Origin of the sequence: Promicromonospora sukumoe 327MFSha3.1 (assembly GCF_000385135.1) — a bacterium.
GTDB classification, from domain to species: Bacteria; Actinomycetota; Actinomycetes; order Actinomycetales; family Cellulomonadaceae; genus Promicromonospora; species Promicromonospora sukumoe_B.
Map to the genome: position 1 here is coordinate 1692100 of NZ_ARQM01000010.1, position 21702 is coordinate 1713801.

The 21702-nt window shown below is 74.1% G+C and carries 19 protein-coding genes; 5 read left to right on the forward strand and 14 right to left on the reverse strand.

Going from position 1 to position 21702, the window contains the following annotated elements; translation table 11 throughout:
* Positions 1–80: 80 nt before the first annotated feature.
* Genes H291_RS0111305 through H291_RS0111345 form a run of 9 tightly spaced genes read right to left on the reverse strand, consistent with a single transcriptional unit; the run spans position 81 to position 9984 of the window.
* Entirely contained in the window at positions 81–512 is a 432-nt protein-coding gene (locus tag H291_RS0111305; RefSeq protein ID WP_020015109.1) for a DUF202 domain-containing protein, read from the reverse strand.
* Positions 509–886, reverse strand: a complete 378-nt coding sequence (locus H291_RS0111310) for a YidH family protein (protein WP_020015110.1) — start codon at positions 884–886, stop codon at positions 509–511. Before H291_RS0111310 ends, H291_RS0111305 begins: the two co-directional genes overlap by 4 nt.
* 47 nt (positions 887–933) lie before the next feature.
* On the reverse strand, positions 934–2004 hold the full coding sequence (locus H291_RS0111315; RefSeq protein WP_232216024.1) for a WxL protein peptidoglycan domain-containing protein: 1071 nt from the start codon (positions 2002–2004) through the stop codon (positions 934–936).
* Positions 2005–2010: 6 nt separating this feature from the next.
* Positions 2011–3729: an HtaA domain-containing protein gene (locus tag H291_RS0111320; protein ID WP_084467935.1), complete on the reverse strand. Its 1719-nt coding sequence runs from the start codon at positions 3727–3729 to the stop codon at positions 2011–2013.
* Positions 3730–3769: 40 nt separating this feature from the next.
* Positions 3770–5188: a hypothetical protein gene (locus tag H291_RS32435; RefSeq protein ID WP_026365639.1), complete on the reverse strand. Its 1419-nt coding sequence runs from the start codon at positions 5186–5188 to the stop codon at positions 3770–3772.
* Positions 5185–6576 (reverse strand): hypothetical protein, encoded by a 1392-nt coding sequence (locus H291_RS32440; protein ID WP_051109409.1) that lies wholly within the window; start codon positions 6574–6576, stop codon positions 5185–5187. Before H291_RS32440 ends, H291_RS32435 begins: the two co-directional genes overlap by 4 nt.
* Positions 6573–7529 carry a heme ABC transporter ATP-binding protein gene (locus tag H291_RS0111335; protein WP_020015113.1) on the reverse strand — a complete coding sequence of 319 codons (957 nt, stop codon included), beginning with the start codon at positions 7527–7529 and terminating at the stop codon, positions 6573–6575. Before H291_RS0111335 ends, H291_RS32440 begins: the two co-directional genes overlap by 4 nt.
* Entirely contained in the window at positions 7526–8758 is a 1233-nt protein-coding gene (locus H291_RS0111340; protein WP_020015114.1) for a FecCD family ABC transporter permease, read from the reverse strand. Before H291_RS0111340 ends, H291_RS0111335 begins: the two co-directional genes overlap by 4 nt.
* On the reverse strand, positions 8755–9984 hold the full coding sequence (locus tag H291_RS0111345) for a heme/hemin ABC transporter substrate-binding protein (protein WP_020015115.1): 1230 nt from the start codon (positions 9982–9984) through the stop codon (positions 8755–8757). Before H291_RS0111345 ends, H291_RS0111340 begins: the two co-directional genes overlap by 4 nt.
* Positions 9985–10380: 396 nt before the next feature.
* On the opposite strand from H291_RS0111345, the gene H291_RS0111350 reads away from it, so the two are divergent.
* Entirely contained in the window at positions 10381–11223 is an 843-nt protein-coding gene (locus H291_RS0111350; protein ID WP_020015116.1) for a phosphotransferase, read from the forward strand.
* Between the two features lie 132 nt (positions 11224–11355).
* The gene (locus H291_RS0111355; protein ID WP_020015117.1) at positions 11356–11535 is read left to right on the forward strand and encodes a hypothetical protein; all 180 of its coding nucleotides are present in this window, start codon (positions 11356–11358) and stop codon (positions 11533–11535) included.
* Here the strand turns inward: H291_RS0111355 and H291_RS29600 are convergent.
* Together H291_RS29600 and H291_RS0111365 are read right to left on the reverse strand one after the other, a co-directional pair.
* A complete protein-coding gene (locus H291_RS29600) occupies positions 11498–13198 on the reverse strand; it encodes a cytochrome b (protein WP_157236818.1) in 1701 nt (566 codons plus the stop codon). The genes H291_RS0111355 and H291_RS29600 overlap by 38 nt on opposite strands.
* Complete coding sequence (locus tag H291_RS0111365) at positions 13188–14672, reverse strand: NAD(P)/FAD-dependent oxidoreductase (protein ID WP_020015119.1); 1485 nt, start codon at positions 14670–14672, stop codon at positions 13188–13190. The genes H291_RS29600 and H291_RS0111365 overlap by 11 nt, the downstream gene beginning before the upstream one ends.
* A gap of 237 nt (positions 14673–14909) precedes the next feature.
* Between H291_RS0111365 and H291_RS0111375 the strand changes: the two genes are divergently transcribed.
* Entirely contained in the window at positions 14910–16022 is a 1113-nt protein-coding gene (locus H291_RS0111375; protein ID WP_269637087.1) for an SDR family oxidoreductase, read from the forward strand.
* A 35-nt stretch (positions 16023–16057) separates the two neighbouring features.
* On the forward strand, positions 16058–16891 hold the full coding sequence (locus tag H291_RS0111380) for a helix-turn-helix transcriptional regulator (protein WP_332256634.1): 834 nt from the start codon (positions 16058–16060) through the stop codon (positions 16889–16891).
* Positions 16892–17059: 168 nt separating this feature from the next.
* On the opposite strand, the gene H291_RS0111385 is transcribed toward H291_RS0111380, so the two are convergent.
* Together H291_RS0111385 and H291_RS29605 are read right to left on the reverse strand one after the other, a co-directional pair.
* Positions 17060–17776, reverse strand: a complete 717-nt coding sequence (locus H291_RS0111385) for an alpha/beta fold hydrolase (RefSeq protein WP_020015123.1) — start codon at positions 17774–17776, stop codon at positions 17060–17062.
* Complete coding sequence (locus H291_RS29605; RefSeq protein WP_020015124.1) at positions 17773–18924, reverse strand: alpha/beta hydrolase; 1152 nt, start codon at positions 18922–18924, stop codon at positions 17773–17775. The genes H291_RS0111385 and H291_RS29605 overlap by 4 nt, the downstream gene beginning before the upstream one ends.
* A gap of 430 nt (positions 18925–19354) precedes the next feature.
* Between H291_RS29605 and H291_RS34540 the strand changes: the two genes are divergently transcribed.
* Positions 19355–20467: a sigma-70 family RNA polymerase sigma factor gene (locus H291_RS34540; RefSeq protein WP_232216025.1), complete on the forward strand. Its 1113-nt coding sequence runs from the start codon at positions 19355–19357 to the stop codon at positions 20465–20467.
* A 204-nt stretch (positions 20468–20671) separates the two neighbouring features.
* Here the strand turns inward: H291_RS34540 and H291_RS0111400 are convergent, their stop codons facing one another.
* On the reverse strand, positions 20672–21559 hold the full coding sequence (locus H291_RS0111400) for an NPP1 family protein (protein WP_084467940.1): 888 nt from the start codon (positions 21557–21559) through the stop codon (positions 20672–20674).
* Positions 21560–21702 lie beyond the last annotated feature (143 nt).

Genomic DNA, 21702 nt, shown 5'->3' on the forward strand with positions numbered 1-21702 from the left:
TCTACCCAGTCATCAGGCCCGGAATCATGCGGGTTTCGGGCCCAATGACGGGGTAGAAGCGCACCTCTGCATCGCGCGGGTCACACGTGCAGGGAGATCACGACGGCGAGGGCGCCCAGGCCGATCGCCACCCCGACGGCGCCTGTCAGCGCGAGCAGCCCCGCACCCGGGGTGTCCGGTCCCGGCCCGCGCGCCGGGACCGGTGTCCGCCGCGCGTGCCGGCGTCGGGCGGCGATCCAGAGGTACCCCGCCAGCCCCGTCCCGACGAGGCCGGGCAGCAGCCAGACCGCGTGCCCGAAGAGCGCGGGCAGCAGCCGGGCGCCCAGCAGCGAGACCGCAGCGACCGCCAGAGCCGTGCGGCGCCAGGCCAGCTCGGTGCGCTCGGGCTGCAGGCCGGGGGCGGGCGCCGGGCCTGCTGGGCCCGTGCCCGCGCCAGGCGGGATGCCCGGCCTCGCTCCGGCGCCCGGCCCGGCGCCCGCTCCGGCTCCCGGCCCAGCTCCCGGAGCCGTCATCGCAGCAGCACGCCGAGCAGCACGAGCACGCCCACCACCGCTACGACGCCCGCGAGGACCACCCCGACGATCGTCGCCGGGAGCGGCGAACCGCTGCGCAGCGCCCGCTCGATGCGCATCCACCAGGCCCACGCGATCAGGGGCAGCAGCGTGCCGGACACGATCAGCACGATCGACGCCGCGAGCCGCAGGCCGGGCTGCATGTCCAGCCCCAGGGTCTCCAGGGCGACGCCGCCCGCGACGAGCGCGAGCGACGTGCGGATCCAGGCGAGGAAGGTGCGCTCGTTCGCGAGGGAGAACCGCGCGTCGGGCTCCGAGCCGACCCGGAACACCGACCCGGGGAACCGGCGCCCCGCGCCCGCGACCTCGCTCATTCCTCGCCCTCGCTCATGCCCGGCCCTCGTTCATTCCCCACCCTCGGTCATTCCCTGATGGTCCCCCTGGACCGGCGCGCCCGCACCAGCGGGACCACCACCGCGGCCGCGACGGCCAGCAGCACGAGGGCGAGCAGGGTCCAGGGCACGGCCCACCCGCTCGCGGCGTCGTGCACCGAGGTGACGCCGCCCCCGCCGATGCCGATGACGAGGCCGTCCACCCGGACGCTCGCCTCGGCCCGCACCAGGGGGCGGACGCCGGAGACCTGGACCACGCGCTGGACGGTCGACCCCGGGAGGATCTCCATCAGCTCGCCCGACGCCGTCGCCGTCCCGCCCGGCCAGGTGCTGCCGCCGGGGCCCGCGACCGAGACGGTCTCCGTGGGCACGAGCCGCGCGGTGCCGGTGTTGGTCAGGCGGTAGCGGACCGTGGAGGTGACCGTCCCGAACGGGTTGGCCGTGCCGTCGGTGCTGACGCTCAGGTCGCTGATGTCGAGCCCGGGCGCGAGCGCCCCCGCCACGCGCGCGTGCACGCGCAGCGCGAGGCGGCGGTCCACGGTCAGGGCCGTGTCGCCCACGGTCTGGGTCAGGGCCGTGACGACGCCGCCCGAGTGGTCGCCGGGGGCTGCGTCGTCGGGCACGCGCAGGGTGAACGGGACCTCGGCCGACTCGCCGGGTTCGAGGTCGAGCGTGCCGCGCTCGAAGGTGAGCCAGGTGCCGAGGCCGGTCGCGGGCTCGTCGGCCGTGAGCAGGTCGAGGTGCCCGCTCGGCGTGGTGAAGGCGTCGGTGCCGTAGACGGTCAGCGCCAGCGGGGCCGCCGACCGGTTGGTCACCACCAGGGCGTCCTCGACCCGCTCGCCCGGGTCGACGGCGTAGGCGTAGTTGGCGCGGCCGTCGCCCTGCCGGTTGTCGGCGGGCGTGACGGACCACGAGATGCCGTCGTCGGCGGCTGTGCCGGCCGGGACCGTGCCGGTCTGGAGCGTGCCGGCCCGGACGACGGGGCTGGCGACGGCGGCCGGCGCCGCCAGCAATAGTGCGGTGAGCAGCGCGACCGCTGCCGCGGCGCGCCCGGAGGCACGTCGCGGCAGCGGACCCGCGCGATGGAGCAGCGGGGACACGGGACGTCAGCCCACCGCGGTGAGCGTGAGCACGCTCGCGTAGTCGCCGGCCGGGGTCTCCAGCGGGATGCGCAGGTCCAGTGCGGCGTCCGCCGTCACCGAACCGGGCGCGTGGCCCGCCGGGGCGGACACCAGGGTGGCGCCCGCCGTCAGACCCGAACCCGTGCTCGGCCGCACCAGCGGCCCGGCCACGGCACCGCCGGTGTTGTCGGCGACCGACGGCGCCCAGCCCAGGCTGCTGCCCGGGAACGACGCCGACCCGCCCGTCGCGAGGAAGTCGGTGGCCGTGCCGGTGATGCTCCACGCCGGCCCGCCCGCCCGGGTGTCGCTGACGGTGACCCGCTTGAGGTCGCCCGTGGCGGTCAGGGCGCCCGCCCCTGCCTGCGCGGTGCCGAGGCTCACGGCCCCCGCGCCGCCCACGACGGTCCACGTGAACGCGCCCGGCTCACCCGGCTCGCCCGGGTCCTCGCCCTCGGGGACGGTGACCTCCAGGTCGATGTCGCCCTCGCCGCCCGGCGTCGCGAACGACACCGGGACGGCCAGCTCCTGGGCGGCGTTGGCCGCCGCCCCGCCCGCCGCGTACGTGTAGACGCCGTACGTACCGGTCGCGGTGTCCGACGGCGCCGCGGCCAGCTCCGCCGTGAACGTCCCGTCCGGGTTGAGCAGCACGAGCTGCGCGGCCACGTTCGGGAAGTCCGCCTTGACCTGCGAGTACGACGGCTCCGGCAGGGCCCACTTCTGGTCGAGCACCGTCCGGGCGCCCGAACCGGCGCCCTCCGACGGCCGCCACGGGTTGCCGAAGGAACCGAACACCACGTACACGCCCGTGGGCGCGCCCGCGGCGACCGGCGGGCGGCCCGAGGTGTTGATGTTGGCCGTCGGGTCGAAGCCCGAACCGGTGGCCGTGACGGTCTCGCCCTCGGGGTCCACGCCCGACGCCTTCGACAGCGTCACGGTCGGGTTCCACTCCTCTGGCTCCTCCGCCGGGGCGCCGACCTGCGCGCTCACGGTGAAGTTGTCGAGGGCGGCGCCCTCGGCCAGGAAGTCCTGGAGCGCCGAGGCACCCTCCGCCGTCAGGGTCACGCCCGTGCCGGAGACGGTCACGGTGTCGCCCGAGACGGCCACCGTCGTCGTCGCGACCTCGCCCAGCACCACGTCGTCGCCGCCGTACGTGCCGGGCTCGTAGCCCAGGTTGTTCTCCGGGATCTCCACGGCGAGGTCACCCACCAGGGTGCCCGCACCGCCGTCGACCACCACGGCCACGTCCTTGACCGTCACCGTGAACGCGTGCGACGGGAAGTGGAAGACCGCGCCGCCCGCGGACGAGACCGTCAGGTTGTCCGCGTCCGTGACCGAGCCGCCCGTGACCGGGAGCAGGTACGGGAGCGTCTCGTTCGGCGGGGTGGTGTCGAGGTCGGCGGCGGGCGTGCCGTCCAGGTCGAACTGACCGGGCGCCACGAGCGTGATGCGCTCGCCCACCGGGACGGCCCCGATCGGCGGCAGCGCCGCCGTCTGCCGGCCCACGTAGTTGCGGAAGCTCTGGCGGAAGCCCCAGGCCAGGTCGCCGCTGTCGGCGGTCACCTCGCCCGGTTCGGCCGCCGTGGCGCTCGCGGCCACGACCGGCGCGACGGCGAGCGTCGTACCGAGCACCGCGGCCAGTCCGCCGGCGATCAGGGCGTGCCCGGCGCGGTGCCGCGTGCGGCCCGCCGGTCTGCTGCTTGTCATCAAATAGGCCTTTCTCTGGGGATGGACTGCGGACTGGGGGTCAGGTGTCGCGCCGCCGGAAGGGCAGCACGAGCCAGCCCTGCCGGAAGCCGAGGATCGCCACGGAGGCGGCGACCAGCAGGACGGCGGTCAGGACGGCGAGCCGGCGGCCGGTCGCGCCGCCCGGGAGCAGGCCGTCGGGGATCAGGTCGGCGCCGGCCGCGTCAAGGGTCGCGGCGGCGACGGGGAGGAACGAGCTGGCGGCCGTGGCCGGCGAGTCGGCGCCGCCGCCGGCGCCGTTGCCCGCGCCGGTGCCGCCGCCGGTGCCGCCCGAGCCCGGGGGAGCGGTGCTGGCCGGCGGGGTCGCGGCCGGTGGCGCTGCCGCGCCGTCGCCTGCGCCCTCGTCCCCGCCGTTCCCGTTGCCCCCTCCGCCGCCGTTCCCGCTGCCGCCGGGGTCCGCGCTGCCGACCGACTCCGCGGCGTCGAAGCTGACGCTGACGTTCGCGGGGGTCTTGATCTCGTCCCGGGTGCCGGTGGAGTACCAGAACTCCGGCTCGCCCACGAGCTGGTGGAAGGTCACGAACGCCTGCGGGAACGAGCCCCAGCAGCTCCCCGCCGGGTCCTCGCGGAGCTGCGGCACGCGGCTGCCCGAGTTCACGCGCACGCCGCAGTAGTCGGGTACCAGGTGCCCGCCGCGCGAGTCCGGGTCGAGGCGGCGTCCGGTGAAGGTGACCAGGTTCGCCCGGGTCGAGGGCAGCGGCTCCCAGCGGGTCATGTCCTGCTGGTCGGTGCCGTAGCCGCCGAGCGTGCCGCTCAGCGCGCCGTTCCCGGCGGCGTCCAGGCGCAGCTCCGGGTCGGTGACCCACCAGTAGACGAGGCCGCCGTAGAAGACGACGGTGAAGCTGCCCTTCCACCGGATGCGCACCGAGCCGTCGGCCTCGCGCGTGCCGGTGCCGCCCGCGAGGACGACCTCGGCGCCTGTCGTGCGCCCGCCGCTGTACGACACGGGACGACCGTCCGGGGAGGTGCAGCGCGTGCCGAACGAGGCGGTGCGCTGGACGGCGTCCGCGCCCCGGCCGACGGTGCGCACCACGCGGACGTCGCCAGAGGTGCCGTGGTAGAGGTCCCGGTCGGCGTCGGTCCAGATGCGGCCGCCGCCCGTGTTCCCGTCCGTACCCGGCCGGCCCGCGACGAGGAAGTTGCACTGCCCCGCGAGGTGGCTCTCCGAGCCCGCCTGCACGCTGACGGCCCAGCGCAGCTCGGCGTTCGTGAGCCTGCCGTCCTCGGACTCGCCCGGCGGGGTGGACTCGTCCTCGGGGACCGTGACCGTGAGGAGGAGGGGGCCCTGGTCGTCGGCGGCTGTTGCCGGCACTGACGTCGCGGCGGCCGTGGATGTCGCTGCCGTCGGGAGGAGCAGGGTCAGGGCGGCCAGGGCCGCGACCGCTGCCGCCGCACGACGGCGGGGCGTGGGGCGGGTCATGCGCGCACCTCCCGGTCGGCCGGGGTGGGCGCCTGGGCCTCGGCGTGGGGTGCGCCTGGCTGGCCGTCGCTTGGCTCGCCGTTTGCTTCGCTCTCGCCGGACGCCTCGTGCTCGGCCGCCTCGTTCTCGGCCGCCTCGTTCTCAGCCGCCTCGCGCTCTGCCCGACGCTTGTCCGCGCGCCGCTTGAGCGACGTGACCAGCGACGACAGGATCACGACGAGCAGCAGCAGGGCCGCGACGCCCACGGCGATCTCCTCGGGCCGCCAGGTGCTCGCGTCGGTGCCCGCGCCGCCGTCGGCACCGGCTGCTCCCGCCACACCGCCCGCGGTTCCGGCCGCTTCGGCGGCGGCCTCCGCGGCGGAGACCTCGGCCGGGTCGCGCGTGACCGTCAGCTCCGTCTCGATCGTGGTGCCGGACGACGCCGCGGTCAGCCGCAGCACGTGCGTGCCGGTCCGCAGGTCGGAGGGCAGCTCCAGCAGCCCCGCGACCTCGCCGTGGTTGCCCGCGACCAGCGGCCCGACGGCGACCAGGCCGTCGTCGAGCGTGACGCTCACCTGCTCGCCCGGCTCCAGGCCCTGCGCGCCGAAGCTCAGCACCCGCCCGACGACGGCCGTGGCCTGGTCGACGCCGAGGCTGGCCTTGGTGGGGCGCTTGTCGCCGTCGTCGGCGTCACGGGTGCCGTCGCCGGTGGTGTCCCTGCCGTTGGCAGAACCGGTCCCGCCGGACCCGCCGGCACCCGCGTCGTCCGCCGTGCCGGCGCCCGAGGCGCCGCCCGCCTCGCCGCTGTCGTTCCCGCCGCCGTCCGACGAACCGCCGGAGCCCGAACCGCTGCCGGCGAACCGCACCGGCGTGAACGTCTCGTTGTTCGCGTTGCGCACCCCGTGCGCGCCGATCGTGATGATGCCGCACTGCACGGCCGTGCAGTCCACGGTGCCGCCGTCGGCGGCCTTGAAGCGCGCGCCGGGGATCACGAGGTTCGTGGACCAGGTGCCGTTCGCGGCCAGGGTCCCGCCGTTCGCCTCCGCCTCCGTGCTCGAGCCGGGGAACGCGACGAAGCGCTGGTAGCCGGCGTTCTGCGCGGTCTCCGCGTCGGGGACGTAGCGGTACGTGTCGCCGGACACGCCCCCGCGGCTCGGCGCCCACGACCCGCCGGACGGGTCCGAGACCCAGCCGAAGAACACGTAGACGCCGCCGAACGCCTTGGGCACCGACTGGAACCCGCTGCCCGAGACGCGCACCGTCGAGGCCCGGTCCGGGTCGAGCGAGCCGGACACGGCGACGCGGGCGGCGGCGTGCGCCGTCAGCACCGGGCCGAGCAGCGCGAGCGCGACCACGACGACGAGGGCGACCAGGGAGATCGCGGGGCGGGGCAGGTGGCGGGAGGTCATACGGCTTCCTTGACGGTGGGCTGCGGCTGCTCGTCGGGGTGGGGCGGGGTGCTGTCGGTTGAGTCGGCCGAGTCGGGTGCGTCGGCTGCGCTGTCCGGGCCGGCCGGGTCCCCGGTGTGGCTGTGGTCCCCGGTGTGGCCGTACCGCGGCAGCACCAGCAGCCCGCCCGTGACCGGGTGCCGCACCACGTCGACCGGGTGCTCGTAGACGCGGGACAGCAGGTCGGCGGTGAGCACCTCGGCGGGGGCGCCGAGCCCGGCGACCCGCCCGCCGTCGAGCACCAGCACGCGGTCGGCCCAGGCGGCGGCGAGCGCCAGGTCGTGCAGCACCACGACGACGGTGCCGCCGCCCGTCGCGTGCCGCCGTGCCTGGCGCAGCACGTGCTCGGTGTGCCGCACGTCCAGGGCGGCGGTCGGCTCGTCGAGCAGGAGCAGCGTGGTGTCCTGCGCGAGCAGCCGCGCGAACGAGGTGCGCGCCTTCTCGCCGCCCGACAGGGTCGGGAAGCGCCGCTCGGCCAGCCCGGCGACGTCGGCGGCGTCCAGGGCGCGGGCGACCACGGCGTCGTCGTCCGGGAGACTGGTGTTCGACCCGGAGCCCTGCCAGGGTGCCCGGCCCATGCGGACCACGTCGATCACGCGGAACGGGAAGCTGACCTGGTTCTCCTGGAGCAGCACGGCCCGCAGCCGGGCCAGCTCGGCGGGCCGGACGGCGCCCAGCGGGGTGCCGGTCCAGGCCGCCTGGCCGGCGTCGGGGGCGCGGTCGCCGGCCAGGACGGAGACCAGCGTGGACTTGCCGGCGCCGTTCGGTCCGACGACGACGAGCACCTCGCCCGGCCGCACGTCGAGGTCGACGTCGTCCAGGAGGACGGCGTCCCCGGCGCGGACCCGGACGCCGGTCAGCGTGAGCAGGGCGGGTTGTCCCGGCTGTTCTGCGAGGTCTGTCCGCCCGCTCATGCCCAGCCTCCCGCAGTGCGGCGCGTGCGGCGGATGAGCCAGAAGAAGAACGGGCCCCCGACCAGCGCGGTGAGCATGCCGATCGGCAGGTCGGCGTAGCCGACGGCGGTGCGCGCCACGAGGTCGGCGCCGAGCAGCAGCACGGCGCCGCCCAGGGCACTGAGCGGCACCAGCACGCGGTGCGCGGGGCCTACGGCCATGCGGATCAGGTGCGGCACCACGAGCCCGACGAACGCGATGATGCCGCAGAACGCCACGCCCGCGGCCGTGAGCACGGCGACCACCACGATGCTGAGCACGCGCAGCCGCTCGACGTCCACGCCGAGGTGCCGCGCCGACCGCTCGCCCAGGGACAGCAGGTCCAGGCGCCGCGCCAGCAGCAGCGCGCCCACCAGGCCGAGCAGCACGAGCGGCGCCACCACGCCGACGTAGGCCCATCGCGTGCCGTTGAACGAGCCGAGCTGCCAGAACACGATCTGCTCCCGGGCCTGGGTGTCGCCCAGGAACGTCGTCAGGGCCAGCCCCGCGCCGCACACGGCGTTCACGGCCACGCCGGTGAGCACCAGGGTCACGATCTCGGTGCGGCCCGCGGACCGCGCCAGGCCGTAGACCAGGAACGTCGCCGCCAGTCCGCCGGCGAAGGCGGCGACGGCGGTGGTCCACGGGCCCAGTGCCGTCAGCCCGAGGACGATCGTCACCGACGCCGCCACGGCGGCACCCGACGAGACGCCGACGACGCCGGGCTCGGCGAGCGGGTTGCCGAACACGCCCTGCATGACGGCGCCCGCGGTCGCCAGCGCCGCCCCCACCAGCGCGGCCATGACCACGCGCGGGAACCGGATGGTCCACAGCGCGGCGTCGCCGTTGGGGTGGCTCGGCATGCGGCCGACGTCGAGGCCCGCGTGGTGCAGCAGCGAGCCCACCACCTCGGCGGGCGGAACGCTGAGCTGCCCCGAGCCGGCGGCCACGATCGCGAGCACGCCGAGCGCGACGGTCAGCGTGACGGCGACGGCCACGGTGCGGGCGGGGCGGGCCGGGGGGAGCGTTGCGCGGGCGGTGGTTGTGCGCGCGGCGTTCTTGCTCGTTGTGCTGGTGCTGGTGCTGGTGCTGGTGCTGGTGCTGGTGCCGGTGCTCGTGCTGGCGGCGTCGGTGTCGCCCGAGGGCCGGACCGGCGGCCGCGCCGTCGGGCTGACGGCCCGGCTCTGCGCCGTGCGCTCCGCGGGGGTCACGAGAGGCTCTCCGGCGCGTAGAACGCCCGGGCGAGCGCGTCGAGCACGTCCGCCGACTTCGGCCCGAACGACAGGATCTCCGTGTCGTCCATGGCGACGAACCGCCGGTTCTCGCCGGCCGGCGTCTGCGCGAGGGCCGGAACCTGCTCCAGCAGCCCGTCGGCGCCGCCCACGGACTCCAGTCCGCCGGTCATGAGCAGCACCAGGTCGGGCTGCATCGACACCAGGCCTTCGTCGTTCAGCGGCCGCATGCCCTTCCAGCCCACCTCGGCGGCGGCGTCGACCGCGCCCAGGCCCTCGATGAGGGAGTCGGCCCCCGACTCGTCACCGAACAGGTAGTAGACACCGGACTGCCCGCGCACGTAGAGGAAGATCACGCGGGGCCGCACGGCGGCGTCGTCCGGGGCGAGGGCCGCGACCTGCTCCAGCGTGGCGTCGACGGCGGCCTCCGTGCGCTCAGCCAGGGCCGCGCCCTCGTCCGGCAGCCCCAGGGCCTCGCCGGTGGCGCGGGCCAGGTCGGCGGAGGTCTCCAGGCTGCGGTGCGCGTCCAGGACGACGACGGGGATGCCGGCGTCGCGCATCTGCAGCACCACGTCCCAGGGCCCGAGCGTGGTGTCGGTGAGGATCACGGTCGGCGCCAGGTCGAGGATCGCCTCGCCCGTCAGCTCGTGCCCGTTGGACGTGACGAGCGGCCGGTCGGCGATCTCCGGGAAGCCCGAGGACACGTCGCGCCCCACGACGCTGTCGCCCAGGCCGAGCTCGAACACGATCCGCGAGAGCGACCCGTACAGGTCCAGGGCCAGGATCCGGCTGGTGTCGGTCACGGTGACCTCGGTGCCCTGCGCGTCCGTGACGGTCGCGGGCAGGGCCGGGCTCGGGTCGGTGGCGACGGGGTCGACGGCGCGCTCGGGCGTCCCCACCGTGAGCTCGCCGGTCCAGTCCCGCGGGTCGGCGATCGGCTCGAGCTCGCTCAGCGGCTCGGTGCCGACGACGGCGCCGTCGTCGTCCGCGTGGCCGGCCAGCGGGAGCTGCAGGCCGCACCCGGCGAGGAGCGCGGCGACGCCGAGCGCGGCGACGCCGGCGGCCGCGGCGCTGGCGAGCGCGCGGGGGGAGCGGCGGCGCGGTGCGGTGCGGCTGAGCCGTCCGGTGTACCTGACCAGGTCCGACGTCGGTATGACGGCCGTCGGTGTCGCGGCGCGATCATCGGCTCCGGACTGGCGCGGCATCGAACACTCCCTCGTACGCCGGGGCACAGCCCGGTATGGAATTAGGCGTGCCTAACTTAGGCGAGGCGAGCCTGATAAAGTCAAGCCAGGTCGGCACTTCCCGGGAGAAATCACCCGAGCGCGGCCCAGCCGGGCCCACGCGGCCCACGCGGCCGACCGCGACGTCGTCGACCCGTGACGCCGTCGACCGGTGACGGCGTTGACCACAGCAGTTGCTGCCAAGAACAGGCCCGGCTTGGCAGAAACTGCTGTGCTCGATGCCTCGATGCCTCGATGCCTCGATGCCTCGATGCCTCGATGCCTCGACGCCTCGGCGACAGGCGGGGGTGTGGTGCGCCCGGACACCACCCGAAACGGAGGTGGTGAGCGCCGTCGTCCGCCCGGCACACTGGCCCGATGATCGATTCGACCGCCGGCGGAGGCCGCGCCGCCGAGGGTCCCGCCTTCGGGCCCCGCATCGGCGTCGGCCGGGAGGCGGAGGTGTACGCCTGGGGCGCCGACGCCGTCGTGAAGCTCTACCGCGACGGGTTCGACGGGCACCTGGCCGAGGCCGCGGCCCTGGCCGCGCTTGCCGGGCACCGTGTGGCGCCCGACCTGGTCGAGGTCGTGAAGCGCGACGGCCGGCCGGGCCTGGTGCTGGAGCGCGTCGCGGGTTCCGACATGCTCGACGTGCTGCGGCGTCGGCCGTGGCAGGTGCGTTCGCTCGCCCGTGTTCTGGCCGAGACGCACCTCGCCGTTCACGAGGTCGCCGCGCCCGGGGACCTGCCCGACGTCCGCCAGGTGCTCGCCGCCCGGATCGGAGACGCGTCCCTGTCGCGGGAGCTGCGGGGGTTCGCGCTGCGCCTGCTCGACGGGCTGCCGTCGGGGGACCGCCTGTGCCACGGCGACTACCACCCCGGCAACGTGATGGTGTCCGGGGAGCGGGTCAGCGTCATCGACTGGCCGAACGCGGCCCGCGGCGTGCCCGAGTCCGACCACGCGCGAGCGATCCTGCTGCTGCAGTGGGCCGACCCGCTGCCGGCCAACGGGTTCGTCTCGCGCGGGCTGATCGCGGCCGGGCGGTCGATGCTCACCCGCGGCTACGCGCTCGCCTACGCCGACGGCGCCGACCGGCCGCTGCGGGACCTCGAGCCGTGGCTGGTGGTGCACGCCGCGGCCCGGCTGTCCGAGGGCGTGCCCGAAGAGCGGGCCCGGCTCCTCGACTGGCTCGTGCGCGCGCTGCACGCTTTCGAGGCCTAAGTTTCTCCTCTTTGAGTTGGCTCAAAGAGGAGAAACTTGGGCCTCAAAGGTGAGGGGCGGCCCCGGCGCCCCTGCCCTGTTCAGCGGGACGCCGGACCGTCGCCCGCGTAGCGTTGGCGCAGGAGGTGCGTCATGAGCGACTCACGTGCGGCGGCCGGCGGCGGCGCGATCTACGGGCTCGGCGTCATCGGGGCCTGGGTCTACTTCTGGCAGCAGGCCGACGGCTTCTGGGAGTTCATCTGGGCCATCGTCCAGGGCCTCTTCTGGCCGGCCTTCATGGTCTACGAGGCGTTCTCGGCGCTGGGCGGCTAGCTCTTCCTCCGACCGCCTGCCGTTCGACAGCCCCTTGTTCGACAACCCGCCGTTCGACAGCCCCGCCCGGCCCCACCAGCGCCCGGGCCTCGTCGCGCGCCGTCGCCGCCGGGACCACGTGCCCCGTGCCGAACGCCCGGGACAGCGCCCCGCGCAGCCGCTCGGCGCCGTGCAGGCGGCCCGACCCGTCCGTGCGGCCCGGTGCGGCCGCGACGGGGACGACGGTCAGCCGCGCCCGCTCGGCCGGGTCGGCCTGCTGGTGGACCTCGGCGTACCCGCCGTTGCTCATCCGCACGATCCGGCCCGTCTCGTGCCCGTGCAGCGCGATCTCGCGGTCCTTGCGCTGCAGCCCGATGCACACCCGCCGGGTGACCTCGAACGCCAGCGCGGGGCCGACCAGCAGCAGCACCTGCAGGAACGTGATCACCGACTCGAAGGTCACGTTGAACTCCGTCGAGACGATGTCGGCGCTCGCGGCGCCCCACAGGATGCCGTAGAAGAGCGCACCCGCGACGCCGATGCCGGTGCGGACCGGGAAGTGGCGCGGCCGGTCCAGCACGTCGTGCCGGCCACGGTCCTGCGTGACCCACGCCTCGACGTACGGGTAAACCACGAGCAGCCCGAACCACACGGCCACCACGGCGAGCGGCACCAGCGTCGCGAAGGTCACCGTCCAGCCGCCCCACACGGTCTCCCAGCCCGCCGGCACCAGGCGCAGTGCGCCGTCGAGGAACCCCATGTACCAGTCGGGCTGGCTCCCCGCGCCCACCTCGCCGACCGACGCCGGCCCGTAGGACCAGACGGGGCTGATCGTGGACGTCGCGCCCAGCAGCACCAGCACGGAGCCGGTGATGCCCATCATGCCGAAGGCGCGGAAGGCGGCGTCGGGCCAGAGGCACAGGCCGAGCGTCGGGACGGGCTCGGGCCGGAACTGCTTGGCCTGACCGTCCCGCAGGGCAAGGGCGGCACGGGCGACGAGGACGACGACGAGCAGCCCCGGCGCGATCGCCACGTGCAGCGGGTAGAGGTTCTCGATGATCTGCCCGGGGAAAGGCCCGCCGAACATCACGCCGGCGATCCAGGTGCCGATGAACGGGATGCTCAGCACCACGCCCTCGACGATGCGCAGGCCCGTGCCCGACAGCATGTCGTCCGGCAGGGCGTACCCGCTCCAGCCGGCGGCGAGCACCAGCACGAACGCCGCCACCAGCAGCACCCAGCTCAGCTGCCGCGGCCGGCGGAACCCGCCGTTGAAGAACGTGATCAGCAGCTGCATGATGATCGACGCCGGCATGACCAGCGCCGCCCAGTGGTGCGTCTGGCGCAGCAGCAGGCCGCCGGTCTGCTCGAACGAGATGCGCATGGTCGAGGCGAACGCCTCGGTCACCGTCGCGCCCTGCAGCGGCCCGTAGGGGCCGGTGTAGGTGACCAGCTCGTTCGACGGCGTGTAGGTGAACGCCAGCAGGATGCCGGTCACGGTCAGCACGACCAGGCACGTGAACGTCACGACGCCGAACAGGTTCGACCAGTGCAGCTGCACCCGCCGCCGGCCCAGCTCGTCGATCCTGGCGCGGATGGCCTGGGTTCGGCGCTGTCGGTTCTCCCGGCGGCTCTGCTTGCCTCGGCGACTCTGTGTGCCCTTGCGGGCGAGGTCAGCCCGCATCGCGCACCACGCTCAGCTCGGGGCGGGCGGCGTCGGCTGCGCGGCCGGCTGCGTTGTTGGCTGCGTTGTTGGCTGCGACGTCGGCTGCGCCGTCGGCCAGAGCCTCGGCGTCGTCCGGAACTGCCGTCCCGGGCACCGGCGCCGTCCGCTCGGCTCCCGCGAACGGGTCGCCGCCCGCGAGGAACGCGGCGCGCGGCTTCTGCACCGTGGACAGCGGGATGATGTCGCGGCCGAAGAACACCGCCGACGCCCAGACCAGCAGGACGCGCACCTTGCGCTCCCAGGTCGGCACGGCCAGCACGTGGTAGCCGCGGTGCATGATCCAGGCCGGGAAGCCCTTGATGACCAGCTTCTTGTACTGGAAGATGCCGCGCCCGATGCCGAGGGTGGCGACCGTGCCGAGGCTGTGGTGCAGGTACGGCTTGACCTTCTTGCCCCGCAGGTCCGCGACCAGGTTGGCCGCCAGCAGCTTGCCCTGCCGGACGGCGTGCTGTGCGTTCGGCACGGTCCGCGCGCCCGGCACGGAGGAGGCGAGGTCGGGGACGGCGGCGTTGTCGCCGGCGGCCCAGGCGTCCGGCACGGGCGCCTCGTCGGTGCCGACCCGCAGGTCGGCGCGCACGCGGACCAGGCCGCGCTCGTCGACCGGCAGGTCGGTGTTCCGTGCGACGACGGGGTTGCTCCCGTTCCCGGCCGCCCAGATCAGCAGGCCGTTGCCGTACGACTCCCCGGTGGAGAGCATGATCCGGCCCTCGGCCGCCGAGACGACCTGGGTGCCGAGGTGGATGCGCCCGCCCCGCTCCTGCAGGTGGCGCACCACCCAGCGGCCCGGCTCGTCGGTGACCTCCGGCAGGATGCGCTTGTTCGAGTCGACGAGGTGGAAGGACAGGTCGTCGCGGCCGAGCTCCGGGTAGGACTTCAGCAGCGCCGTGGCCAGCGACAGCAGCTCGCCGAACACCTCGACGCCGGTGAACCCGCCGCCCACGACGGTGACCGTCAGCAGCCGGCGGCGCTCGATCCCGGGCGGGAGCAGCGCGGCCCGGTCGAACGCGGTCAGCAGGGCGTCGCGGATCGCGACCGCCTCCTCCACGTGCTTCAGGCCGATCGCCTCCTGCTCGATGCCCGGGACCGGGAACGTGCGGGTCACGGCGCCCGCCGTGACGACGATCGTGTCGTAGCCGACCTCCCGCAGGGCGCCGTCGTTGGTGCGGACGGTCGCGGTGCGGTTCGCGTGGTCGATCTTGGTGGTGTGGCCCGCGATGATCGTGGTGCGGTGCAGGTGGCGGCGCAGCGACACCATGACGTGGCGCGCCTCGATCGAGCCGGCGGTGACCTCGGGCAGGAACGGCTGGTACGTCATGTAGCCGTGCGGGTCGACGAGCGTCACCTCGGCCTCGCCCCTGCGGAGCTTCTTCTCCAGGCCCCACGCGGTGTAGAAGCCCGCGTAGCCGCCGCCGACGATCAGAATCTTCTCCATGACACCCTCCTGGTGGTCTTACCAGTTCGACAAATCAGCGCGGCCGGATGTGACGTGGTGGTGGTCACAGTGCAGGTCAGGTGCCGTGCTTGCTGGTCAGGAGGTTGGTCAGGGGGCTGGTCAGGCAGGGGGTCGTAGGCACGGACAACCCGAACCTGGATCAGGTCCCGCGGCCCGCTCACGCTGATCTGGACCGGCCGCCCGGCCGGCGAGAGAACAGCCGTGAGGAAGACAGCCGTGAGCAAGGCAGCAGTGAAGAAGGCAACGCCGGGCAGGACAGCACCGAAGAAGACGACCAGGACCAGCAGCCCCGTCAGGCACCGCGCCCGCCGGTACACCGACGTCGTCGTGCCCGACCTGAGCGGACGCCGCGCCCTGGTGACCGGCGCCAGCGACGGCATCGGCCTCGGGCTGGCCGAGCGGCTCGCGCGGGCCGGCGCCGAGCTCGTCCTGCCCGTCCGCAACCCCGCCAAGGGCGAGGCGGCCGTCGCGCGCCTGCGCGCCGCGGTGCCGGACGCCGTCGTCGGTACCCGGCCGCTCGACCTCGCTTCCCTGGACTCGGTCGCGGCGCTCGCGGACGACCTGCTCGCCGACGGCCGGCCGATCGACCTGCTGGTCGCCAACGCCGGCGTGATGACGCCGCCGACCCGGCACACGACCGCCGACGGCTTCGAGCTGCAGCTAGGCACCAACCACCTGGGGCACATGGCGCTCGTGGGGCTGCTGCTGCCGCTGCTGCGGTCGTCCGGCCCCGGCACGTCAGGCCCAAGTACGTCCGGTTTCAGCACATCCGACGGCCGGCCGGGAGCCCGCGTGACCACGATGTCGAGCGCCGCGGCCCGGTTCGGCGTGATCGACTGGGCCGACCTGAACAGCGAGCGCGCTTACTCGCCGGTGCGGGCCTACAACTTCTCCAAGCTCGCCCAGCTCATGTTCGCGCTCGAGCTGGACCGGCGCAGCCGGGCGCACGGCTGGGGCATCGTGAGCAACGCGGCGCATCCCGGCACCACCTATACGGGCCTGTACGCGGCGGGCCCGGCTCTGGGCACCGGGACGGGAACAAGTGCTGGCGAGCCCCCGCGGATGGACGCCGTCATGCGCCGGCTGCTCGGCCTGGGCGTCATGGTGCAGCCGGTCGAGATGGGGATCCTGCCCGCCCTGCAGGCGGTCACGGACGTCACGGCGCAGGGCGGGACGTTCTACGGGCCCGACGGCGTTGGCCACTTCACGGGCAGCTCCGCACCGCAGCGCGTCTACCGCGCGGCGACCGACGAGGCCGCCGCGAGCCGGCTGTGGGACGTCTCGGAGAACCTGACCGGCGTCCGGTTCCCGGACGGCCCGGTGGGGTGATCGCAGGACCAGAGCAGCACGAGCACGAGAGCGAGATGACGATGGACCGCCAGCAGCTGGCCGACTTCCTCCGGAACCGGCGCGAGGCGCTCCAGCCCGAGGACGTCGGGCTGCCGCGCGGGTCGCGCCGGCGCACCAGCGGGCTGCGGCGCGAGGAGGTGGCGGCGCTGAGCGGCGTCTCGGCCGACTACTACAGCCGCATCGAGCAGCAGCGCGGGCCGGTGCCCTCGGAGCAGGTGCTCGGCGCCATCGCGCACGGCCTGCACCTGACCCTCCAGGAGCGGGACCGCCTCGTGGAGCTGGCGGGGCACGCGCTGCCCCGCCGGGTCCACCGCGGGGACCACATCAACGCCGGGATGATGCGCATCCTCGACGGGCTCGCGGACGCGCCCGCCCAGGTCGAGAACGTGCTGGGCGAGACCCTGCGGCAGACCCGCCTGGCGGCGGCGCTGCTCGGCGACGAGACGTCGTACACCGGGCCCGACCGCGTGCGCGCCCACCGGTGGTTCACCGACCCCCGGGCCCGGGACCGCGTCCCCGAGGAGGACCACGAGCACCACAGCCGTACCCTCACGGCCCGGTTGGCGGCGCTGCACGCGCAGACCGGGCCCAGGTCCCCGGCGGGCGAGATCGCGGCGAACCTCCGCGGCCGCAGCCCGGAGTTCGCGGCGCTGTGGGACGAGCACCCCGTCGTCGGCCCCTACTGTGAGCCGAAGCGGCTGAACCACCCCGAGGTGGGGCTCGTGGAGCTGCACGGGCAGACCCTGCTGGACCCCGACCAGAACCAGGCCCTGACGGTCTTCACCGCGGTCCCGGGGACGGAGAGCTACGAGCGGCTCCAGCTCCTGTCGGTGGTGGGCGCGCCCTGAGCCGGGCGGGCAGCGCAGGGGACGACGCGGCGTCGGAAGCAACGCGGCGTCGGAAGCAACGCGGCGTCGGAGACAACACGGCCGACGCCGGCCGGGATGCTGGAGGGCTCCCGGCCGGCGTCGTCCGGCATCGTCCTGCGTAGTCCTGCGGGTGTGTTGTCGCGGAGGTCAGTCCGAGGTCGCCCGCACCGCCGCGATGATGGTCTCGGCCACCGTGACCGGGTGCGAGACGGCGAGCGCGTGCGACGCCCCCGGCACCTCGGTCACCGTGCGGGCGCCGGCCCGCTCGGCCATGAACCGGATCAGCTCCGCCGGGATGTTGCGGTCGGCCTCGCCGTACACGACCCACGACGGCAGCGTGCGCCACGCCGGCACGGCCGCCGGCAGACCGTCGGTCAGGGCCGCCTCGGTCACCGGCCGCTGGGTCACGGCCATCAGGTCGGCGAGGTCGGCGTCGACGTCGGCGCAGAACTGCTCGGCGAACACCTCCGGGCGGATCGCGAGCTCGTTGCCGCCGGTGGAGACCGGGTAGGCCTTGAGCGCGCCGCCCAGGGTGCTGCCCGGGAACTTGCCGGACAGGTCGAACGCGTTCTCGCCGGTGTCGGGCGTGAATGCCGCGACGTAGACGAGGCCCACGACCTTCGGGTTCGCGGCGGCGGCCTCGGTGATGACCATGCCGCCGTAGGAGTGGCCGGCCAGGACGACCGGTCCGTCGATGGACGCGACGACGTCGCGCACGTACTGGGCGTCGCCCGCGACGGAACGCAGCGGGTTGCCGGCGGCGACCACCGGGATCATCTGCTGCTGCAGGTGCCCGACGACGGCGTTCCAGCTCGAGGACTCGGCGAACGCCCCGTGGACCAGGACGACGGTGGGTGTGGTCATGACTGCTCTCCCTTGTTCGGTACTGCTGAGTTCGGTACTGCCTTGTTCGGTACTGCGGTGTTGCTGGTCTTGCTGGTGCCGCTGCTCAGGGCCTTGCGCAGCACGTGGACGGCCTGCTCCAGCGCCGCGGTGGTGGCCGCGGTGCCGCGCAGGGGGTTCAGCATCAGGAAGTCGTGGATCGTGCCGTTGTAGCGGACCGTCGTGGTCGGGACGCCGGCGGCGATCAGGTGCCGGGCGTACGCCTCGCCCTCGTCCCGCAGCACGTCGTTCTCGTCGACCACCAGGAACGCCTCGGGCAGGCCCGCGAGGTCCTCGGCGGTGGCCCGCAGCGGGGACGCGGTGATCTCGCCGCGGCGCTCCAGGTCCGGCAGGTAGGCGTCCCAGAACCACGCCATGGCCTTGGCCGTCAGGTGCGGGCCGTCGGCGAACTCGCGGTAGCTCCCCGTGTCCTGCCCGGCGTCCGTCACCGGGTAGTACAGCGACTGGTGCACGAACCGCACGTCCCCGCGCTGCTTGGCCAGGATCGCCAGGGCGGCGGTCATGTTCCCGCCCACCGAGTCGCCGACGACGGCGAGCCGCGCGGCGTCGAGGCCCTCCGCCGCGCCCTCCCGGGTGATCCACCGCGCGGCCGCGTACGCCTGCTCGATCGCCACGGGGTACTGCGCCTCCGGCGACCGGGTGTACTCCACGAACACCACGGCCGCGCCGACGCCCACGGCCAGCTCCCGCACGAGGCGGTCGTGCGTGCCCGCGTTGCCGAGGATCCAGCCGCCGCCGTGCACGTAGAGGATGGTCGGCAGCAGGGGCTGCGAACCGTCCGGCGACCCGGACGTGGATCCGGTCGGTAGCAGGTCCGGCAGGAGGTCGGGCCGGCCGGTCGCGCTGTGCCTGCCGGGCTGGCTGCGCCGGTTGCTCCCGCTGTTCTGGCCGTTCGCGCCGAGGGGCTTGACGATGCGCACCCGCACGTCGCCGACGTCGGCCGGGACGGTGATCCACTTCTCGTCGACGTCGGGCTTGTCGACCGGTGCCGCCTGGACGTCGTCGAGGAGCTTGCGGGCTCCGTCGACACCCAGCTCGTAGAGCAGCGGGGGCTTGGCGGTCGCGTCGGCGAACGCCTGGGCCGCCGGCTCGAGCACGTGCTCGCTCATGTGTGTCTCCTTGCGTTGGTTGCGCGTGAGTTCTGTCGTTCGTGAGATCGGTGGTTCGTGGGTTCGGTCGTTCGTGGGTTCGGTCGTTCGTGAGGTCGACTGCGCATGTGTTGGCCCGCGCGTGGATTTACCCGCGCCCGCTGCTCGATGGTGTCGATGCATCTCGATGGGTGTCGCATGCCGGATCGCGGCTCGGCCATCGCAGGACAGGGGGACCGGGCCGTGTTTTTATCGGCCTCACACGTACGACCGGTCGGGGGCGCCGGCTGTGACAGCCGTTCGTCCCCGAGGTGATGGCATGACCGCTTCAGGTGCCCCAGATCCGGGTAGTTCCGAGCAGAGTCGTTCTGAGCAGAGTCGTTCTGAGCCGGGAGAGGCAGGCCCAGACCGGTCAGACCCAGGCGGTCCGGGGCTCGACGCGGCGGTGGCCGTGTTCACGGAGGTCCGACCGCAGCTGTTCGGGATCGTGTACCGCATGCTCGGCTCGACGGCCGAGGCCGAGGACGTGCTGCAGGACGCCTGGATCCGCTGGCACACCACGGACCGGTCCGTCGTCCGCAACCCGCACGCGTTCCTGACCACGACGACGACCCGCCTGGCCATCAACGTCCTGCGCAGCGCCCACACCCGGCGCGAGACCTGCGCGGGCCCCGCGCTCCCCGAGCCGGTGGACACGGGCCACGACCCGGCGCTCGGCGCGGAGCACTCCGAGGCCCTCGACGTCGCGGTGCTGGTGCTGCTCGAACGGCTCACGCCGACCGAGCGCGCCGCCTACGTGCTGCGCGAGGCGTTCGAGTACGCGTACGCCGACATCGCGGAGATCGTCCAGCTCTCGCAGGCCGCCGCGCGGCAGCTCGTCAGCCGCGCGCGCAAGCACCTCGCGTCCGGGCGGCGCAGCGCGGTGCTCGCCAGCAAGCGGCGGGCGCTCCACGAGGCGTTCGTCGCGGCGGCCCGGTCCGGCGAGCTCGCGCGCCTGGAGCGGCTGTTCGCCCAGGACGTCGTCGAGCGGGCAGACGGCGCCGGACGGGCCGACGCCGACGTCGAACGGCCGGCTGTGCGTGTTCCGGCTGTCCGCGTCCCGGCTGTGCGTATCCCGGCTGTGCGTATCCCTGCTGTACGGACCCCTGCTGTACGGACCCCTGCTGTACGGACCCCTGCTGTACGTATCGCGGCCGAGCGGACCCCGGCGGTGCGAACTCCTGCTGCGCGAACTCCTGCCGTGCAAACTCCCGCTGTGCAAACTCCCGCTGCGCAAACTCCCGCTGTGCGTATCCCCGCTGCGAGTGCACCGGCTGCGAGTACACCAGCCGCGAGTGGGGCAACCGTGAGTGCGCCGGACGTGGGCACGGTGACCGTGCGTACCCCGGCCGTGAGCTCGCCGACCGTGCGCACTCCGGACGTGCGCCCTCCAGCGGTGCCTCCGCCAGTGCCGCGTGCCCCGGCTGAGCCGGCCCCCGTCGTCGGGCGGTGGAGGGTCGCGCGGCTCGCGCAGGTCTTCGCCCTGCCGTTCTGGGCCGACGTCGCCGTGGGGGCGCTGGGGTGACGCGTGTGCCGGCGGCCCTTGGTCCCGCCGGCACACGCGATCGTTCGCTCCTGAGGTTCTGTTCAGAGCACGAACTTCTGCCCGCAGGAGCGAGCTTGAAACGTTGCATCATCGTGGCCTGAACAGAGCCTCGGGCGTCGGTCGGCGTAACGGCAATGTCACCGACGATGCGCCAGGTACCGGAGATCTAGCTGCGACAGAACACTAGGCCGCCGGGTCGAACGGGATGCCGGCCGGCTTCATCCGGTCCAGCCAGTAGGTGAAGTCGCCGTCGTCGATCTTGATGCTGGCCCCGCCGAAGTCGGCGGTCATCAGGCGGTCGCGCAGCGACGTGCTGGGCCAGCCGTCCCAGCCGACGACCGGCGGGTAGCGCCAGGTGCCGTAGTGGTTCTCCGGCGGGTCGTCGTTGCCGTTGGCGAGCCGGAACAGGTGCGTGCTCGGCCCGTCCTTGTGGTAGACGATCTTCGGGTGCGAGCCCTCGAACCGCACCTGTGAGCGGGGGTAGGTCGCCGAGCCGCTGTGCTCGGTGATCGACACGTGCTCCACCTGGTTGGCCGACTGGTCGACCCACACCACGACGTGCTCCCAGTCGTGCCGGTGGCTGCCCACCGCGACCGGGCCGTCCATGGTCTGGTCCTTCTCGAAGTAGCTCGCGTACATCACGGCGCACCAGCCGTTGTTGCACTTCTCGCGGGAGTAGGTCTGCGAGGCGTCCAGGTCCCACTGGTCGCGGCAGTTCCCGTTGACTGCGCCGCCGATGGCGAGCCCCGTCGCCAGCGTCCCGTCGGGCCCGATCGCCGACGTCGCGTAGCAGCCGTCGCCGTCGTAGTCGTAGGCAGGGGAGAAGGACTGCTCGGTCCCGCTGGCGTTCTGCGGGAGGTTGGGCGGCGGGTCGGCCTGCGCGACCACCGCCGGGGCGGCGAACGCGAACAGCGTGGCGAGGACGCCGACGACGGCGGCCGCGACACGCGGGAGGGCTCTCGGGGCGACTCTTGGGGCTGTTCTTGAGGATGTTCTTGGGGCGGCCGGGGTAGTTCTCGGGGCCGCTTCCAGGCCAGGGGAAGGGAAGTTCGGGCGGTCCGTGCGTTCCATGGCGGGCCTCTCGTGAGTCCGTGCGGAGCGGGTGAAAAGCCGGGCAGACGGATGGTATTGCCGCAGGGTGGGCCGGGCAATGAGGGTGATTGCTTACCCCGTTGACCGCGCACCGCCGGGGTCGCTATGTTCTTTGTGGGCAC

Coding starts and splice junctions, on each gene's coding strand:
- H291_RS0111305 (WP_020015109.1), bottom strand. CDS start 512: ATGACGGCTCCGGGAGCTGGGCCGGGAGCCGGAGCGGGCGCCGGGCCG.
- H291_RS0111310 (WP_020015110.1), bottom strand. CDS start 886: ATGAGCGAGGTCGCGGGCGCGGGGCGCCGGTTCCCCGGGTCGGTGTTC.
- H291_RS0111320 (WP_084467935.1), bottom strand. CDS start 3,729: ATGACAAGCAGCAGACCGGCGGGCCGCACGCGGCACCGCGCCGGGCAC.
- H291_RS32435 (WP_026365639.1), bottom strand. CDS start 5,188: ATGACCCGCCCCACGCCCCGCCGTCGTGCGGCGGCAGCGGTCGCGGCC.
- H291_RS32440 (WP_051109409.1), bottom strand. CDS start 6,576: ATGACCTCCCGCCACCTGCCCCGCCCCGCGATCTCCCTGGTCGCCCTC.
- H291_RS0111335 (WP_020015113.1), bottom strand. CDS start 7,529: ATGAGCGGGCGGACAGACCTCGCAGAACAGCCGGGACAACCCGCCCTG.
- H291_RS0111345 (WP_020015115.1), bottom strand. CDS start 9,984: ATGCCGCGCCAGTCCGGAGCCGATGATCGCGCCGCGACACCGACGGCC.
- H291_RS0111350 (WP_020015116.1), top strand. CDS start 10,381: ATGATCGATTCGACCGCCGGCGGAGGCCGCGCCGCCGAGGGTCCCGCC.
- H291_RS0111355 (WP_020015117.1), top strand. CDS start 11,356: ATGAGCGACTCACGTGCGGCGGCCGGCGGCGGCGCGATCTACGGGCTC.
- H291_RS29600 (WP_157236818.1), bottom strand. CDS start 13,198: ATGCGGGCTGACCTCGCCCGCAAGGGCACACAGAGTCGCCGAGGCAAG.
- H291_RS0111365 (WP_020015119.1), bottom strand. CDS start 14,672: ATGGAGAAGATTCTGATCGTCGGCGGCGGCTACGCGGGCTTCTACACC.
- H291_RS0111380 (WP_332256634.1), top strand. CDS start 16,058: ATGACGATGGACCGCCAGCAGCTGGCCGACTTCCTCCGGAACCGGCGC.
- H291_RS0111385 (WP_020015123.1), bottom strand. CDS start 17,776: ATGACCACACCCACCGTCGTCCTGGTCCACGGGGCGTTCGCCGAGTCC.
- H291_RS29605 (WP_020015124.1), bottom strand. CDS start 18,924: ATGAGCGAGCACGTGCTCGAGCCGGCGGCCCAGGCGTTCGCCGACGCG.
- H291_RS0111400 (WP_084467940.1), bottom strand. CDS start 21,559: ATGGAACGCACGGACCGCCCGAACTTCCCTTCCCCTGGCCTGGAAGCG.